This window comes from Pseudomonas sp. GW823-FHT06E10, assembly GCF_058794995.1.
In genome coordinates, this window is sequence record NZ_JBXAHJ010000015.1 from 65,325 (window position 1) to 80,926 (window position 15,602).

The window sequence follows — 15,602 nt, forward strand, 5'->3', positions numbered from 1 at the left end:
TCCTACAGGTGGATCCACGCTTCAACGAGCCGTGATTTTCCAGGCGCGATGGATCTTGGCGTTGCGGGCAAAATCCGGGTCGATGGTCTGGGCGGTGATCTCCTCGACCGCATAACGCTCACCGAAGCACTGTAGGAGCGAGCTTGCTCGCGATGGACTCAAGAACACCGCGTGCATTCAGAAAGCACGCGTTATCGTTATCGACCATCGCGAGCAGGCTCGCTCCTACAGGTGGATCCACGCTTCAACGAGCCGTGATTTTCCAGGCGCGATGGATCTTGGCGTTGCGGGCAAAATCCGGGTCGATGGTCTGGGCGGTGATCTCCTCGACTGCATAACGCTCGCCGAGATTGGCTTCCAGTTCAAACTTGCGGAAGTTGTTGGAGAAGTACAACACGCCGCCGGGCGCCAGTCGCGCCATGGCCAGGTCGATCAGTTGCACCTGGTCGCGCTGCACGTCGAAGACACCTTCCATGCGCTTGGAGTTGGAGAACGTCGGCGGGTCGATGAAGATCATGTCGTACTCGTCACGACTGGCTTCGAGCCACGCCATCACATCACCCTGCTCCAGGCGGTTCTTGTCGGAGAAACCGTTCAACGACAGGTTGCGACGCGCCCAGTCCAGATAGGTTTTCGACAAGTCGACACTGGTGGTGCTGCGCGCGCCGCCCTTGGCCGCATGCACACTGGCCGTCGCGGTGTAGCAGAACAGATTGAGGAAGCGCTTACCGGCCGCCTCTTTCTGGATACGCATGCGCATCGGCCGGTGGTCGAGGAACAGACCGGTGTCGAGGTAGTCGGTGAGGTTCACCAGCAGCTTCACGCCACCCTCATTGACCTCGACGAACTTGCCCTGTGCCGCCTGGCGCTCGTACTGCTTGGTGCCGCTCTGGCGCTCGCGGCGCTTGACCACCACACGGCTCTTGTCGATGTTCAACGCCTGCGGGATGGCTGCCAGGGCATCGAACATGCGGGCCGAGGCCTTTTCCGGATCGATTGATTTCGGCGCGACGTACTCCTGGACATGCACCCAATCGTGATACAGGTCGATGGCCATGGAGTACTCCGGCATGTCGGCATCGTACACGCGGTAGCAGTCGATGCCTTCACGCTTGACCCACTTGCCCATGGCCTTGAGGTTCTTTTGCAGGCGGTTGGCGAACATCTGCCCGCCTTCGCTCAGGCGCGGCTGCTCGACCACTGGAGCCGGTGCCGGCGCCGGTTTGATCGGGTTGCCGTTTTTGTTGAACTTGCGTTCCTGCGGTTCGTTCGGCGCCTGATCGTAGGCGGCTTGCTCGCGCTCGACCTGGCGCTGCTCCGGAGTACGACGCTCGCCGGTGACGAATTGATCCGGCAACACCTTGATCAGCAACAGCTTGCACGGCAAGGCGCCGTTCCAGAACGAATACTGCTTGTGGCTGCGGATGCCCATGCGCTTGCCCAGGTCCGGGGCGCCGGTGAACACTGCGGCTTCCCAGTTGAGGCAAGCCTGACGCAGGCGTTCGCCAAGGTTCTGGTAGAGGTAGAGCAGGCTCGCCTCGTCGCCCAGACGCTCACCGTATGGCGGGTTGCAGATCACCAGGCCTTTCTGGTTCTGGTCCGGACGCGGCTCGAAGGTCGCGACTTCGCCCTGGTAGATCTTGATCCACTCACTGAGGCCGGCACGTTCGACGTTGTTGCGGCCCGGTTGAATCAGGCGCGGGTCGGCTTCGTAACCGCGAATCCACAGCGGCGGCTTGGCCAGGCCGGCCGCGGCGCGTTCGGTGGCTTCTTCGTGGAGTTTTTTCCACAGCGCCGGTACGTGACCGAGCCAGGCGGTGAAGCCCCACTGCTCGCGACGCAGGTTCGGCGCCATGTCGGCGGCGATCATGGCGGCTTCCACCAGGAACGTGCCGACGCCGCACATCGGGTCGGCCAGAGCGCCGCCTTCGGCCGCGATACGGGGCCAGCCGGAACGGATCAGGATGGCGGCCGCGAGGTTTTCCTTGAGCGGCGCCGCACCTTGCTGCAAGCGATAGCCGCGCTGGTGCAGGCTGTGACCGGACAGGTCAAGAGACAGAATGGCTTCGCCACGATCCAGGCGCAGGTGAATGCGCAGGTCCGGGTTGAGCTTGTCGATGGACGGACGGTCGCCTTGCGGGGTGCGCAGTTTGTCGACGATGGCATCCTTGACCTTCAGCGCGCCGAAGTGGGTGTTGTCGATACCTGAGCCATGGCCGCTGAATTCGACGGCCAGGGTGCCGTCATTGAGCATGTGGTCTTGCCACTCGATGTCCAGCACGCCGTGGTACAGGTCTTCGGCGTCCTTCATTTGGAAACGCTTGAGCACCAGCAGCACGCGGTTGGCCAGGCGCGACCACAGGCACAGGCGATAAGCGGTTTCCATGGTGGCCATGCCGCGTACGGCAGAGGTGTGCTCCCGCGCTTCCTCAAGGCCAAGCCCGACGGCTTCCTCGATGAGCAGGCCTTCAAGGCCTTTTGGGCAAGTGAGGAAGAGTTCGAAACGATCGGACATGGGAATTCCAGAACCTTTAGCTAAGTGACCGGGCAACGCATTGCCGGTCCGGTTTTCAATCAGGCACTTTTCTCGAAGAGCGCCCGCGTGGCACGAAGGTGTGCCGTTCCACCCCTGCTGCTCGGGTTAAATGAGCTTAGATGCAAGGACAGATAAAAAAGTTGATGCAACAAAATGTCATAAGTCGACCCTTCGTCGAATAGTGCTTCCCGGCAACGGGAGCCATTCTCACTAAAGGATTAAGCCCATCATCCAGCGCAGAGCCGATCATACCGGGGTTTGGCCAATAAATACGCTACAAACGCTCTGTTACTTATGGCGTTAGCACATGAACGGTTACGTCCTTATGACAAAACGATCATTCCCTCGATGTGACGCATTGGTTAGAACTCAATACAGGTTGGCGCCGCAATGACGCCAACACCTTGGCTCGTCACGCCGGCAACGAGCCCCCAACGGCAGAGTTTTTCTGCCAGACCTCAATAGAGGTCGACGCGATAAATACAGTCAACAAGTGAGGGCAACACCCTATGAGAAGACTTAAGCGTGATCCGTTGGAAAGAGCATTTTTGCGCGGATATCAATATGGCGTTGGTGGTAAATCCCGTGAGCTTTGCCCATTTACTCTACCGTCGGTACGTCAAGCCTGGATTAACGGCTGGCGAGAAGGACGCGGCGACAACTGGGACGGTATGACCGGCACTGCGGGAATCCACAGACTCAACGAACTTCACGCCGTCGGCTAATTACAGGGCAGAACACTCCGACACGACAATCTGATTTGTACTGAATTAACCATGCACGTCCCATCCGGACGGCGGGCTCCGGCCCAGGGGCTCCTTTAAAGGGGCCCTTTTTTATGCCTGCTTCACATTCAGCGACGATACCCTTGTGGCGAGGGGGCTTGCCCCCGTTGGGTCGCGAAGCGGCCCCGAAACCAATCGACTCGGTGACACCGGTAAAACACAGTGGCCGGAATTGCGGCTGCTTCGCAGCCGAACGGGGGCAAGCCCCCTCGCCACAAAAGCTCGCTAGCGTAGGGCTGCGATTGCGTCTACGGACTCACGAATCAGCGCCGGGCCTTTGTAGATGAAGCCCGAGTAGATCTGCACCAGGCTCGCGCCCGCGGTGATTTTCTCCGCTGCGTGCTTGCCTTCGGTAATACCGCCGGCAGCGATGATCGGCAGCCGACCACCCAGCTCCGATGCCAGCACTTTCACGGTGTGGGTGCTCTTGTCGCGAACCGGCGCGCCGGACAGACCACCGGCTTCTTCGCCGTGCTCCATGCCTTCGACGCCTATACGGCTCAGGGTGGTGTTAGTCGCAATGACCGCATCCATCCCGGTTTCGATCAGCGCTTGCGCAACTTGTGCGGTTTCTTCGTCGCTCATGTCCGGCGCGATCTTGATCGCCAGCGGTACATGTTTGCCATGACGCAATGCCAGTTCCGCGCGGCGCTCGGCCAGATCGGCCAGCAACTGCTTGAGCGAGTCACCGAATTGCAGGCTGCGCAGGCCCGGCGTGTTCGGCGAGCTGACGTTGACCGTCACATAGCTGGCGTGGGCGTAGACCTTGTCCAGGCAGATCAGGTAGTCGTCCACGGCACGCTCGACCGGCGTATCGAAGTTCTTGCCGATGTTGATGCCCAGCACGCCCTTGTATTTGGCCGCCGCCACGCGGGCCAACAGGTGATCGACGCCGAGGTTGTTGAACCCCATGCGATTGATGATCGCCTCGGCTTCCGGCAGACGGAACAGGCGCGGCTTCGGGTTGCCCGGCTGCGGACGCGGCGTGATGGTGCCGATTTCGACAAAACCGAAACCCAGTTGGGCGAAACCATCGATGGCCGCGCCGTTCTTGTCCAGGCCGGCGGCCAGCCCCACCGGATTCGGGAAGTCCAGGCCCATGACATTCACCGGCGTCTTCGCCGGGGCCTTGCACAGCAAGCCGTTGAGCCCAAGACGCCCGCCCGCGCCGATCAGGTCCAGGGACAGATCGTGGGAGGTTTCCGGGGAGAGTTTGAACAACAGCTGACGGGCCAGGGTGTACATGGGCGGATTTGACTCGATTGGCGGCGAATTGAGGCGGCGATTATAGCCGGGCACGGGGTGGCAAGCGAGGCGCGTGATCAAATCAACGGATAATGGCATATGCCTTGCACCACTCTGGGCACCAGCACCCATGCCAACGACCGAATGTGTGCAAAGACAATGGCGTCGTCCCCGGCCTGCTCATGCAAGAACTCGGGACGACGTTTTTTTTGCAAGGTGAACACGCGATGAACGAACCATCAGCCGGCCCTCTGGCCTGGGTCAATGGCAGCGATGCCCCGGAAAAAACCGAAATCAATCTCGGCTTCATGGCTCTGAGCGACTGCGCCTCGGTGGTTGTCGCCGCCACCCAGGGCTTCGCCCAACCCCATGGCTTGACCCTGAACCTCAAGCGTCAGTCGTCCTGGGCCAACCTGCGGGACAAACTGGTCAGCGGCGAACTCGATGCCGCCCACAGCCTCTACGGTCTGGTTTACGCCGTTCACCTGGGCATCGGTGGCGTGGCCGCGACCGACATGGCCGTGCTGATGGGCCTGAATCAGAACGGCCAGAGCATCAACCTGTCCCGTGGTTTGCAAGCGCTTGGAGTGACCAGTCCTGAAGCACTGGAACGGCACGTGCACCAAACTCGCTCAAAATTCACCTTCGCCCAGACGTTTCCAACCGGCACCCACGCCATGTGGTTGTATTACTGGCTCGCCAGCCAGGGCATTCACCCGCTGCTGGATGTCGACAGCGTGGTGGTGCCGCCGCCGCAAATGGTCGCGCACCTGCGGGCCGGGCGTATCGACGGGCTCTGCGTCGGCGAACCCTGGTCCGCCAGCGCCGTGCAACAGGACCTCGGCTTCACCTTGGCGACGACCCAGACCATCTGGCCCGATCATCCGGAAAAGGTCCTGGGCTGCACCCGCGCCTTCGTCGAGCAATACCCCAACACTGCCCGCGCGTTGGTGATGGCGATTCTGGAGGCCAGTCGCTTCATCGAAGAAAGCAGCGAAAATCGTCGCAGCACCGCGCAATTGCTCAGTGCAGCGCAATACCTCGATGCGCCGCTGGAGTGCATCGAGCCGCGCCTGCTGGGCGACTATGTCGATGGTCTGGGCAATCGCTGGCAAGACCCACACGCCCTGCGCTTCCACGGTGAAGGCGAGGTCAATCTGCCGTACCTGTCCGATGGCATGTGGTTCATGACCCAGTTCCGTCGCTGGGGTTTGTTGCGCGACGACCCGGATTACCTCGCCGTGGCCCGTCAAGTCCAGCAACTAGACTTGTATCGTGAAGCGGCCAGCGCTGTAGGTGTCGCGGCACGGGGCAAGGAGATGCGCAGCAGTCAGTTGATCGACGGCAAGACCTGGGACGGTTCGGACCCGGCCGGTTATGCCCGCAGTTTCAAACTGCACGCCATGAGCGACAGCTCGCACCGATCCGCCAGCCGCTGACAGGAGACCATGAACATGCTGCGTATCCTGCTGATCAATGACACCGCTAAAAAAGTCGGGCGCCTGAGGGCCGCCCTGACCGAGGCCGGGTTCGAAGTGATCGATGAATCCGGCCTGACCATCGACCTGCCCGAACGCGTCGAAACGGTGCGTCCGGACGTGATTCTGATCGATACCGAGTCACCGGGCCGCGATGTCATGGAACAAGTGGTGCTGGTGACTCGCGACCAGCCACGACCGATTGTGATGTTCACGGACGAACACGACCCCGATGTGATGCGACAGGCGATCAAGTCCGGTGTCAGCGCCTACATCGTCGAAGGCATTCACGCACAACGCCTGCAGCCGATTCTCGATGTGGCCATGGCACGTTTCGAAAGCGATCAGGCCTTGCGTGCCCAACTGCATGCCCGCGACCAGCAATTGGCCGAGCGCAAGCGCATTGAACTGGCCAAGGGACTGCTGATGAAAATGAAGGACTGCAACGAGGAAGAGGCCTACACACTGATGCGCCGCCAGGCGATGAGCCGCCAGCAGAAGCTGATTCAAGTGGCGGAGCAGATTATTGCCATGAGCGAGTTGCTCGGCTGAAGTCCAGTGACGCTTGTAAGGTCCGCCATCGCGAGCAGGCTCGCTCCCACAGGTGGTTTGTGTTCGACGCCATTCCCTTGTGGGAGCGAGCCTGCTCGCGAATGGCTGCTCGATTTCGAGTGTTGGCACAGATCTCGCTAAGTAATCAACACAGGTAACCAACGGCGGTTGCCCCACCTACGACAAAGACGTCGCTCACCTCATTTGCCCTTGGCGGATCGGGTAGCGGCGTTTTTTCGTTTTGGCCCCACAGCACGGGGCCGGTGGTGCGGCCGTATCGGCGCCCCACCTGCAAGCTCATGACTCCTTTCGAGACTCTTCACAGCTGAGGTGCGCAATGAATTCAAGCTTCTGGAAATCCGGCCATACACCCACATTGTTCGCAGCCTTCCTCTATTTCGACCTGAGCTTCATGGTCTGGTACCTGCTCGGTCCTTTGGCGGTACAGATCGCCGCCGACCTGCACCTGACGACGCAGCAACGCGGGCTGGTGGTGGCCACGCCGATTCTGGCCGGGGCGGTGTTGCGCTTCGTGATGGGGATGCTGGCTGATCGCCTGTCGCCCAAAACCGCCGGCCTGATCGGTCAGGTCATCGTGATCTGCGCGCTGTTCGGTGCCTGGAAACTCGGGATCCACAGCTACGAGCAGGCGTTGCTGCTGGGCCTGTTCCTCGGCATGGCCGGCGCTTCGTTCGCCGTCGCCCTGCCCCTGGCCTCGCAGTGGTATCCGCCGCAGCATCAAGGCAAGGCCATGGGCATCGCCGGCGCGGGGAACTCGGGCACGGTGCTCGCCGCATTGATCGCCCCGGTGCTGGCGGCGGCGGTTGGCTGGAGCAACGTGTTCGGTTTCGCCCTGATTCCGCTGATTCTGACCCTGATCGTCTTCGCCTGGCTGGCCCGCAATGCCCCCGAGCGGCCAAAAGCCAAATCCATGGCCGACTACTTCAAGGCCTTGGGCGATCGTGACAGCTGGTGGTTCATGTTTTTCTACAGCGTGACATTCGGCGGCTTCATCGGTCTGGCCAGTGCCCTGCCCGGTTATTTCAACGACCAGTACGGCTTGAGCCCGGTGACTGCCGGCTACTACACCGCTGCCTGCGTGTTCGGCGGCAGCCTGATGCGCCCCTTGGGTGGCGCGCTGGCTGACCGGTTCGGCGGCATTCGGACTCTGCTGGCGATGTACACCGTCGCGGCGATCTGCATTGCCGTGGTCGGCTTCAATCTGCCGAGTTCCTACGCCGCACTGGCACTTTTCGTCTGCACCATGCTCGGTCTGGGCGCAGGCAATGGCGCGGTATTCCAATTGGTGCCCCAGCGTTTTCGCCGGGAAATCGGCGTGATGACCGGCCTGATCGGCATGGCCGGCGGTATCGGTGGCTTTGCTCTCGCGGCCGGCATGGGCGCGATCAAGCAAAGCACCGGCAGCTATCAACTGGCACTGTGGTTGTTCGCCAGCCTCGGCGTTCTGGCCTGGTTCGGTCTGCACGGCGTAAAACGTCGCTGGAGAACCACCTGGGGTTCGGCCGCCGTGACGGCAGCGCGAGTCTGACGCCCCGATGAGCCTGCAACTGAGTTTCGCCGAAGCCAGCGCCATCGGTCCTCGCGAGGAAAACCAGGATGCCCTGCGCCTGGTCACGCCGGCTCCGGCGCTGGCCGCGAGCAAGGGTTATCTGTTCGCGATTGCCGACGGTGTCAGCCAATGCGTCGATGGCGGTCTGGCTGCCCGTTCGACGCTGCAGGCCCTGGCGCTGGATTACTACGCCACGCCGGAAACCTGGAGCGTCGCACAGGCACTCGATCGTCTGCTGCTGGCGCAGAACCGCTGGTTGCAGGCCAATGGCGGCGGACAACCGCTGCTGACCACCCTCAGTGCTCTGGTCCTGCGCGGCCGGCGTTTTACCCTGGCTCATGTCGGCGATTGTCGGGTGTATCGCTGGCACGCCGACCAATTGCAGCGAATCAGCGAGGATCACGTCTGGGACCAGCCGGGCATGCAGCATGTGCTGAAACGGGCGCTGGGGCTCGATCAACACCTGGTGCTGGATTTTCTCGACGGTGAGTTGCGCCCCGATGAGAGCTTCGTCCTGCTCAGCGACGGCGTCTGGGCCGTCCTGGGCGATACCGCCATTGCCGCGATCCTGCGCGATCAACCGGACTTGCACAGCGCTGCGAACACCCTGGTCAATGCTGCGCACCTGGCGGGCAGCCAGGACAACGCCAGCGCCATGCTGGTGCGGGTCGATGCCCTCGGTGAAGCGAGCATTGGCGATGCGTTGATGCACTTACAGCAATGGCCACTGCCGCCTGCCCTGAAACCGGGTCAGGCGTTCGAGGGCTGGCAGGTCGAGGGGATCGTCGCACAGAGCCAGCAATCGCTGCTTTATCGCGTTCGCGACAGCCAGCAACAACCCTGGCTGTTGAAAACCCTGCCCGGTCGCCTGCACGACGATCACCAGGCCGGGCAAGCGTTACTGTCGGAAGAATGGTTCCTCAAACGCGTGGCCGGTCGACATTTTCCTGAAGTCCACTCCGCCAGTCAGCGTCAGCATTTGTACTACGTGATGCGTGAATATTCGGGCGCTACCCTGGCCCAACGACATGAGCAAGGCGGACCGCTGCCGCTGCCCCAGTGGCAAGACATCGCCGAACACTTGCTGCGAGCGGTCGGTCTGTTGCATCGACGGCAGATCCTGCATCGCGATATCAAACCGGAAAACCTGCTGCTGGGGGACGATGGTGAGTTGCGCCTGCTGGATTTCGGCCTCGCCTACTGCCCCGGGCTTTCGCAAGATCTGCCCTGGGCGCTGCCGGGTACACCCAGTTACATCGCGCCCGAAGCCTTTCGCGGCGAAGTACCGACGCCACAGCAGGACTTGTACGCCGTCGGAGTAACCCTGTATTTCCTGCTCACCGGGCATTACCCCTATGGCGAAATCGAAGCCTTCCAGCGCCCGAGGTTTGGCCTCCCGGTCAACGCCAGCCGCTACCGGCCCGACCTGCCGGACTGGATCGCCCATAGCCTGGAGCGCGCCGTGGCGGCGACCCCCGACCAGCGTTTCGAAACAGCGGAAGAATGGCTGCTGCTGATCGAACAGGGTGAGCGCCACAGCTTGAGCGTGCGCCCCAGGCCCTTGCTGGAGCGCGAACCGCTGAAAGTCTGGCGAACATTGGCGCTGGTATCGTTGCTGCTCAATCTGGTGCTGCTGATGGTTGCGCTCCATTAGCGGGCAAAGCGCCTTGAATCGGTGCACTCCCTCACGGTTCTGCCCTTGTGAACGGGGAAAATGCCAACAAACACGGGATTTGAGCGACTTGGCATAACCACTGCATTACCTCTTTCAACAGACATACAGCGCAGGCTTCAACGACGAAGGTTGCACTTCCCGAGAGAACGGGACCAGGACAAAGGCGTCCTCGCTAGGCAACTAGCGGGACGCCTTTTTTTGTTTGCGCAAAATTTGTCGAGCATGGCCTGCCCCTGATGAGGCAGGCCCGAGCTCCCCGGAGAACCTGATGAAAAAACTAAAACTGGTGATGATCGGTAACGGCATGGCCGGGGTCCGGACCCTGGAAGAGCTGCTCAAACTGAGCACGGAGCTGTACGACATCACGGTCTTCGGTGCCGAACCGCACACCAACTACAACCGCATCCTGCTGTCGCCGGTGCTGGCGGGCGAACAGACCTTCGAAGAAATCGTGCTCAACGACCTGGACTGGTACCTGGAAAACAACATCAAGCTGCTGCTCAACCGTAAGGTGGTGGAGATCGACCGGGTCAAGCGCCGGGTCATCGCCGAAGACGGCAGCGAAGCCGAATACGATCGCCTGCTGATCGCCACCGGCTCGACGCCTTTCATCCTGCCCATTCCCGGCAACATCCTTGACGGCGTGATCGGCTACCGCGACATCGCCGACACCCAGGCCATGATCGACACCGCGAAAACCCACCGGCACGCCGTAGTGATCGGCGGCGGCCTGCTCGGCCTGGAGGCCGCCAACGGCCTGATGCTGCGGGGCATGCACGTCACCGTGGTGCATATCGGCGAGTGGTTGCTGGAGCGGCAACTGGACAAGACCAGCGGCCAGTTGCTGCAAACCGCGCTGGAATCTCGCGGCCTGCACTTTCGCCTGTGCGAGCAGACCCAGGCCTTGCACGACGCTGGCAACGGCCGGGTCGGTTCGGTGCAATTCAAGAACGGCGACATCATTCCCGCTGACCTGGTAGTGATGGCCGCCGGCATTCGCCCCAATACCGAACTGGCGGAGAAATCCGGCATTCCGTGCAGCCGCGGGATTCTGGTCAACGACACAATGCAAACTTACGACCCACGGATCTATGCCATCGGCGAGTGTGCCAGCCACCGCGGTATCGCCTATGGTTTGGTGGCGCCGCTGTTCGAACAGGCCAAAGTCTGCGCCAACCACCTGGCCCAACTGGGTTTTGCCACCTACAAGGGTTCGGTGACCTCGACCAAATTGAAGGTTACCGGTATCGACCTGTTTTCCGCCGGCGACTTCATGGGCGGTGAAGGCACCGAGACCATTACCCTCTCGGACCCGATTGGCGGGGTCTACAAAAAACTGGTGATCAAGGATGACGTGCTGGTCGGCGCGTGCCTGTACGGCGACACGGCAGATGGCGGCTGGTATTTCCGGCAGATCCGTGAGAATCACGCCATCGGCGAGATCCGCGATCATTTGATGTTTGGTGAAAATGCACTGGGCGACGTAGGACATCAAGGCCAGGACAAAGCCATGAGCATGGCCGACAACGCCGAAGTCTGCGGCTGCAACGGCGTGTGCAAAGGCACCATCGTCAAGGCGATCCAGGAGCACGGGCTGTTCAGTGTCGACGACGTCAAGAAACACACCAAGGCTGCCAGCTCCTGCGGCTCGTGCGCGGGTTTGGTGGAGCAGATCCTGATCAACACCGTGGGCGGCGCCGCCGACGTCAAGCCGAAAAGCGAAAAGGCCATCTGCGGCTGCAGCGATCTCAACCACGGGCAGATCCGCCAGGCCATCCGCGAGCAGCACCTGCTGACCATCGCCGGCACCATGAGCTACCTGAACTGGCGCACACCCAACGGCTGCGCCACCTGCCGCCCGGCGCTCAACTACTACCTGATTTCCACCTGGCCTGGGGAAGCCAAGGACGATCCGCAATCGCGCCTGATCAATGAACGCGCCCACGCCAATATTCAGAAAGACGGCACCTACTCTGTAGTCCCGCGGATGTGGGGCGGTGTGACCAATCCTTCAGAGCTGCGGCGCATTGCCGACGTCGCCGACAAATACAACGTGCCGATGGTCAAGGTCACCGGTGGCCAGCGCATTGACTTGCTGGGTATTCGCAAGCAAGACCTGCCGGGGGTGTGGAAAGACCTGGACATGCCGTCCGGCCACGCCTACGGCAAATCCATCCGCACAGTGAAAACCTGCGTCGGCAGCGAGTTCTGCCGCTTTGGCACCCAGAATTCCACACAACTTGGCATTGAACTGGAACATGACCTGTTCAACATGTGGTCGCCACACAAGGTGAAGCTGGCTGTCTCCGGTTGCCCGCGCAACTGCTCGGAAGCCGGTATCAAGGATGTGGGAATTATCGGTGTGGACTCCGGCTGGGAGATGTACATCGGTGGCAACGGCGGGATCAAGACCGAAGTCGCGGAATTCTTCGTCAAACTGAAAACCGCCGAAGAAGTGCGCGAATACAACGGTGCATTCCTGCAACTCTATCGCGAAGAAGCCTTCTACCTCGAGCGCACCGTGCACTACCTGCAACGGGTCGGCATGGAACACATCAAGAAAGCCGTGCTGGAAGATCCGGAGCGTCGCAAGGCGCTCAACGATCGCCTGCAATTCTCCCTGTCGTTCGAACAGGACCCGTGGAAGGAACGCCTGGAACAGCCCCAGCTGAAAAAAGAATTCGACGTCATCCCCGTGAAAAACCTGGAGGTGCTGGTATGAACTGGCTGGATATCTGTGCACTGGAAGAGATCAATGCCCTGGGCTCGCGGATCATCGCCGGGCCAAAGGGAGACATCGCGATTTTCCGTACCAGCGACGACGAAGTGTTCGCCCTCGACGACCGCTGCCCGCACAAGGGCGGCCCGTTGTCCCAAGGTCTGGTCTACGGCAAGCGTGTGGCCTGCCCGCTGCACAACTGGCAAATCGACCTGGAAAGCGGCGAAGCCCTGGCCCCGGACATCGGCTGTGCCCATCACCATCTCGCCCGGGTGGAAAATGGCCGGGTGATGCTGGCCCTGCGGGATGCAGGCTGATGGACCGCCAGATCACTGCGTCCACCTGCTGTTACTGCGGGGTCGGTTGCGGGGTGCTGATCGAGCACGACGGCGAGCACATCCTCGGCGTCAGCGGCGACCCGGCGCACCCGGCCAATTTCGGCAAACTGTGCAGCAAGGGTTCGACCCTGCACCTGACCGGCGACTTGACGGCGCGGGCGTTGTACCCCGAACTGCGCCTTGGTAAAAGCCTGGCCCGCCACCGCACCGATTGGGATACCGCCCTCGATCACGCGACCAGCGTGTTTGCCGCGACCATTGCCGAACATGGCCCGGACAGCGTGGCGTTCTACATTTCCGGGCAACTGTTGACCGAGGACTACTACGCCTTCAACAAGCTGGCGCGTGCCCTGGTAGGCACCAACAACATCGACAGCAATTCGCGCCTGTGCATGTCATCGGCGGTGGTCGGCTACAAGCGCAGCCTGGGTGCCGACGCCCCGCCCTGCAGCTACGAAGACCTGGAGCTGAGCGATTGCGTGATGATCGCCGGCAGCAACATGGCCTACGCCCACCCGGTGCTGTTTCGCCGCCTGGAAGCAGCCAAATCCCGCCGGCCGCAGATGAAGGTCATCGTCATTGACCCACGTCGCACAGATACCTGCGATCTGGCTGACCTGCACCTGGCGATCTTGCCGGGCACCGATGTCGCCTTGTTCCATGGGATTTTGCATCTGCTGCTGTGGGAAGACTGGATAGATCGTGACTTCATCAGGGACCACACCGAAGGCCTGGCCGAGCTGAAAAACCTGGTGCGTGACTACACGCCGCAAATGGTTTCGCAGCTCTGCGGTATCAGCCTCGGGCAATTGCAGCAATGTGCCGAGTGGATCGGCACATCACCGAGCTTTCTGTCGCTGTGGTGCATGGGGCTTAACCAGTCCACCGCCGGCAGCGCGAAAAACAGTGCATTGATCAATCTGCACCTGGCCACCGGGCAGATCGGTCGTCCCGGCGCCGGACCTTTCTCCCTCACCGGTCAGCCAAATGCCATGGGCGGGCGGGAAACCGGCAGTTTGTCCAACTTGCTGCCCGGTCACCGTGACGCCGCCAATGCACAACACCGTGCGCAAGTGGCGTCCTACTGGGGCGTCGAGCAACTGCCGGAAAGCCCCGGGCTCTCTGCGATCGAATTGTTCGAGCAAGTGCGCAACGGCAAGATCAAGGCGTTGTGGATCGCCTGCACCAACCCCGCGCAATCCATGCCGGACCAGACGGCCGTGCGCGCAGCTCTGCAAGCCTGCCCGTTCGTGGTGTTGCAGGAAGCCTTCAGCACCACTGAAACCGCGAAGTTCGCCGACCTTCTGCTGCCCGCCGCCAGTTGGGGGGAAAAGGAAGGTTGCGTGACCAACTCCGAGCGACGCATTTCCCACGTACGCCAGGCAATCGTCGCACCGGGTGAGGCGCGGCCGGACTGGGCAATCACCGTAGATTTCGCACAACGCCTGGAAAAACACCTGCGTCCCGGCCAAGCCAGCCTGTTTGAATTTGATAATCCCGCTCAGGTCTTTGACGAATACAAACAACTGACTCAAGGTCGCGACCTGGATCTGTCCGGTATCAGCCATGCACTGATCGATCGTCTCGGCCCGCAGCAGTGGCCCTTCCCTGCGGGTGCCGTTGAAGGCACGGCCCGGCTGTACGTCGACGGGGTATTTGCCACTGCCAATGGGCGCGCACAGTTCGTGGCCGATCCATACCGTGCCGCCAAAGAGCAACGCGATGCACGCTTCCCGCTGACCCTGATCACCGGCCGTCTGCGCGATCAATGGCACGGCATGAGCCGCACCGGCACCGCTGCGCAGCTGTTTGGCCATGTCAGCGAAGCGGAGTTGAGCCTGCACCCGGACGAACTGCGCCGCCATCGCCTGCAGCCGGGGGATCTGGTCAGCCTGAAAAGCAGGCGCGGCGCAATCGTCGTCGCGGTTGCCAGCGATGACAGCGTGCGTCCAGGCCAGGCCTTTTTGCCGATGCATTGGGGCGACCGTTTTCTCAAGGGCGGGGTGAACAGCCTCACCCTGCCCGCATTCGATCCTTTGTCGAAACAGCCCGAACTTAAACACAGCGGCGTTCGCCTGGATCCGGTGGATTTGCCCTGGAAACTATTCGCACTGATCGAGGGCGATGTTCAACGGCATTTTGAAACGCTACGACCGCTCTGTGAGGCGTTTTCCTACGTCAGTCTCAGTCTGGTTGGCCGTGAGCGCCCTGCCCTGCTTGTACGGGCTGCCAATACTTCAGCACCTTCGGCAGAGTTGCTAAGCGAAATCGATAAAAACCTGGCGCTCGATGACGGCCCGGTACTGGCTTACGACGACCCTCGCCGGGCCATAGGCAAGCGCGTGCGGATCGAAAATGGCCGGATCACTGCCATTCGACTGGCCGGTGAAACCCTTGCCCAGCACTGGTTACAGGGGCTGTGGCTCGAAGGTCGCGCGGACCAGCAACTGCGGCGCTGGCTGCTTGCGCCGCTGAGCGCACCACCGGGCAATCTCGACATGCCCTTCAACTCGAACAAGATCCTGTGCAATTGCAAGAACGTCGGCCAGAACGCGATCTGCGCCGGCATCAGCCGTGGCCTGGACTTGCAGGGGCTCAAGCAAGAACTGGGTTGCGGCACGCAATGCGGGTCCTGCGTTCCGGAAATCAAACGCCTGCTGGCTGCCACGGCGCAGCCAGCCACCGTCTTCTCGTGAGGAAAACA

General features: G+C 61.4%; 10 protein-coding genes. 8 read left to right on the plus strand and 2 right to left on the minus strand.

The genetic code is table 11. The features are described from left to right. Positions 1 to 244: 244 nt before the first annotated feature. On the minus strand, positions 245 to 2,515 hold the full coding sequence (rlmKL, locus tag AC1Q6Y_RS22180) for a bifunctional 23S rRNA (guanine(2069)-N(7))-methyltransferase RlmK/23S rRNA (guanine(2445)-N(2))-methyltransferase RlmL (protein ID WP_492625169.1): 2,271 nt from the start codon (positions 2,513 to 2,515) through the stop codon (positions 245 to 247). Positions 2,516 to 3,045: 530 nt separating this feature from the next. Here rlmKL and rmf point away from each other — a divergent pair. Beyond that, the gene (gene rmf / locus AC1Q6Y_RS22185) at positions 3,046 to 3,261 is read left to right on the plus strand and encodes a ribosome modulation factor (RefSeq protein ID WP_003223300.1); all 216 of its coding nucleotides are present in this window, start codon (positions 3,046 to 3,048) and stop codon (positions 3,259 to 3,261) included. Positions 3,262 to 3,546: 285 nt separating this feature from the next. Here the strand turns inward: rmf and AC1Q6Y_RS22190 are convergent, their stop codons facing one another. Next, a complete protein-coding gene (locus AC1Q6Y_RS22190; protein ID WP_057715696.1) occupies positions 3,547 to 4,566 on the minus strand; it encodes a quinone-dependent dihydroorotate dehydrogenase in 1,020 nt (339 codons plus the stop codon). A gap of 227 nt (positions 4,567 to 4,793) precedes the next feature. Between AC1Q6Y_RS22190 and AC1Q6Y_RS22195 the strand changes: the two genes are divergently transcribed. The 7 genes from AC1Q6Y_RS22195 (at position 4,794) to AC1Q6Y_RS22225 (ending at position 15,594) form a co-directional block, all read left to right on the plus strand. Further along, complete coding sequence (locus AC1Q6Y_RS22195) at positions 4,794 to 6,005, plus strand: CmpA/NrtA family ABC transporter substrate-binding protein (RefSeq protein WP_154946553.1); 1,212 nt, start codon at positions 4,794 to 4,796, stop codon at positions 6,003 to 6,005. A gap of 15 nt (positions 6,006 to 6,020) precedes the next feature. After that, complete coding sequence (locus AC1Q6Y_RS22200) at positions 6,021 to 6,596, plus strand: ANTAR domain-containing response regulator (RefSeq protein ID WP_090454048.1); 576 nt, start codon at positions 6,021 to 6,023, stop codon at positions 6,594 to 6,596. 337 nt (positions 6,597 to 6,933) lie between these two features. Next, positions 6,934 to 8,145, plus strand: a complete 1,212-nt coding sequence (locus AC1Q6Y_RS22205) for a nitrate/nitrite transporter (protein WP_057715698.1) — start codon at positions 6,934 to 6,936, stop codon at positions 8,143 to 8,145. A 7-nt stretch (positions 8,146 to 8,152) separates the two neighbouring features. Then, the gene (locus AC1Q6Y_RS22210) at positions 8,153 to 9,820 is read left to right on the plus strand and encodes a bifunctional protein-serine/threonine kinase/phosphatase (protein ID WP_492625170.1); all 1,668 of its coding nucleotides are present in this window, start codon (positions 8,153 to 8,155) and stop codon (positions 9,818 to 9,820) included. A 289-nt stretch (positions 9,821 to 10,109) separates the two neighbouring features. Further along, a complete protein-coding gene (gene nirB / locus AC1Q6Y_RS22215) occupies positions 10,110 to 12,563 on the plus strand; it encodes a nitrite reductase large subunit NirB (RefSeq protein ID WP_492625171.1) in 2,454 nt (817 codons plus the stop codon). Next, a complete protein-coding gene (nirD, locus tag AC1Q6Y_RS22220; protein ID WP_046042889.1) occupies positions 12,560 to 12,877 on the plus strand; it encodes a nitrite reductase small subunit NirD in 318 nt (105 codons plus the stop codon). Before nirB ends, nirD begins: the two co-directional genes overlap by 4 nt. Next, positions 12,877 to 15,594 carry a nitrate reductase gene (locus AC1Q6Y_RS22225; RefSeq protein WP_492625172.1) on the plus strand — a complete coding sequence of 906 codons (2,718 nt, stop codon included), beginning with the start codon at positions 12,877 to 12,879 and terminating at the stop codon, positions 15,592 to 15,594. The genes nirD and AC1Q6Y_RS22225 overlap by 1 nt, the downstream gene beginning before the upstream one ends. Positions 15,595 to 15,602: the final 8 nt, after the last annotated feature.

Bases quoted from the DNA above. Each gene is read 5' to 3' on its own strand.
- rlmKL (WP_492625169.1), bottom strand. From the start codon at position 2,515: ATGTCCGATCGTTTCGAACTCTTCCTCACTTGCCCAAAAGGCCTTGAA.
- rmf (WP_003223300.1), top strand. From the start codon at position 3,046: ATGAGAAGACTTAAGCGTGATCCGTTGGAAAGAGCATTTTTGCGCGGA.
- AC1Q6Y_RS22190 (WP_057715696.1), bottom strand. From the start codon at position 4,566: ATGTACACCCTGGCCCGTCAGCTGTTGTTCAAACTCTCCCCGGAAACC.
- AC1Q6Y_RS22195 (WP_154946553.1), top strand. From the start codon at position 4,794: ATGAACGAACCATCAGCCGGCCCTCTGGCCTGGGTCAATGGCAGCGAT.
- AC1Q6Y_RS22200 (WP_090454048.1), top strand. From the start codon at position 6,021: ATGCTGCGTATCCTGCTGATCAATGACACCGCTAAAAAAGTCGGGCGC.
- AC1Q6Y_RS22205 (WP_057715698.1), top strand. From the start codon at position 6,934: ATGAATTCAAGCTTCTGGAAATCCGGCCATACACCCACATTGTTCGCA.
- AC1Q6Y_RS22210 (WP_492625170.1), top strand. From the start codon at position 8,153: ATGAGCCTGCAACTGAGTTTCGCCGAAGCCAGCGCCATCGGTCCTCGC.
- nirB (WP_492625171.1), top strand. From the start codon at position 10,110: ATGAAAAAACTAAAACTGGTGATGATCGGTAACGGCATGGCCGGGGTC.
- nirD (WP_046042889.1), top strand. From the start codon at position 12,560: ATGAACTGGCTGGATATCTGTGCACTGGAAGAGATCAATGCCCTGGGC.
- AC1Q6Y_RS22225 (WP_492625172.1), top strand. From the start codon at position 12,877: ATGGACCGCCAGATCACTGCGTCCACCTGCTGTTACTGCGGGGTCGGT.